General features: G+C 64.6%; 2 pseudogenes. One reads left to right on the top strand and one right to left on the bottom strand.

Annotated features, from left to right (window positions below):
* Nucleotides 1-503 (top strand): annotated as a pseudogene (locus tag JCM25156_RS16045) (signal recognition particle-docking protein FtsY); the annotation flags it as partial.
* A 136-nt stretch (nt 504-639) separates the two neighbouring features.
* On the opposite strand, the pseudogene JCM25156_RS25360 reads toward JCM25156_RS16045, so the two are convergent.
* Nucleotides 640-1,632: pseudogene (locus JCM25156_RS25360) on the bottom strand (phosphoglycerate kinase); the annotation flags it as partial.

The raw sequence follows: 1,632 nt of genomic DNA, 5'->3' as shown, positions 1-1,632 counted from the left end.
CGGCAGGTCTGGCGTTCGAGGCGCTCAAGCGGGGCCGGGCGGAAGGGGCGGACCTGCTGCTGGTCGATACGGCGGGCCGCCTGCACAACAAGAGCGCGCTGATGGAGGAACTGGCCAAGATCATCCGCGTCATGCGCAAGTTTGACGAGACAGCGCCCCATTCCGTCCTGCTGGTGCTGGACGCCACCACCGGGCAGAACGCGGTGGAACAGGTGCGCGTGTTCAAGGAACTGGTCAATGTGACCGGCCTGGTCGTGACCAAGCTTGATGGTTCGGCGCGCGGCGGCATCGTGGTGGCGCTGGCCGACGCGTTCGGCCTGCCGGTGCATCTGGTGGGCGTGGGCGAACAGGCCGAAGACCTGCGCCCCTTCTCGGCCGAAGCCTTCGCCAAGGGGCTGGTGGGGGATTCGATCAAGGTCATCGACCGTGAGGAAGGGACGCCGGAAGGCGAGGCCGAAAAGGATCAGGCCGCCCAGCCGGAACACGACGCGCAGGCGGGCTGACCCCAAGAGTTCTGAATCATACGGAAGTTTCCGGTGAAGCTTTTTTCAGAAAGCTTCAGGTGCCGACATGGGGCGTAGCATAAAAAAAGGGACCATCGCAAGATGGTCCCTTTTTTCAGGTCAATGCCCGGCCCGATCAGATCGGCAGGGCGCGCTCGAATACGTTTTCCAGCGCCATGATGCCGGGCAGCGTCTTGCCTTCCAGCCATTCAAGGAACGCGCCGCCAGCACTTGAGATGTAGGAGATATGCTTCTCCACCCCCGCGTGACGCAGGGCGGAGACCGTATCCCCACCCCCGGCAATGCTTTTCAGCACGCCCGCATCGGTCAGTCTGGCCACTTCCGTCGCCACCGCGTTGGTCGCGGCGTCGAAGGGCGGGATCTCGAACGCGCCCAGCGGGCCGTTCCAGACCAGCGTTTTCAGCGTCGCGATCTTCTGGTTGATCAGCTTCACCGTTTCCGGCCCCACATCCAGCACCATCGCATCCGCCGGGATGGCGTCTACGGGTACGACGCGGGTGGGCACGTTGGCCTGGAAATCGGTCGCGGTCACGGCATCGACCGGCAGCACGATCTCGCAGCCCTTTTCCTTCGCCTTGTCCATGATCGCGCGCGCGGTGTCATGCATCTCCGCTTCCTGCAGCGACCGGCCCACGTTCACGCCCCGCGCGGCCAGGAACGTATTGGCCATGGCCCCGCCGATGATCAGCATTTCCACCTTTTCAAGCAGGTTGCCGATCAGGTCGAGCTTGGTGGAGATCTTGGCCCCGCCCACGATCGCGCCAACCGGGCGTTCGGGGTTTTCCAGTGCGATGTTCAGCGCGTTGAGTTCCGTCTCCATAAGCCGCCCGGCAAAGGAGGGCAGCAGGCGCGCCACCCCTTCGGTCGAGGCATGGGCGCGGTGCGCGGCGGAGAACGCGTCATTCACATAGTAATCGGCCAGGGAGGCGAACGCCTTGGCCAGTTCGGGGTCGTTCTGTTCTTCGCCGGGGTAGAAACGGGTGTTTTCCAGCACCACCACGTCGCCATCCTGCATGGCGTCAACGGCCTGCTGCGCCACCGGCCGATACAGTCCTCCACGAACGTGACCGGGCGGCCCAGCGCGTCGCCCAGCGCATCGGCGATCGGG

Source organism: Komagataeibacter kakiaceti JCM 25156 (assembly GCF_000613305.1).
The sequence above is the reverse complement of the archived record's forward strand: the minus strand, read 5'-3'. Positions and strand labels throughout refer to the sequence as shown.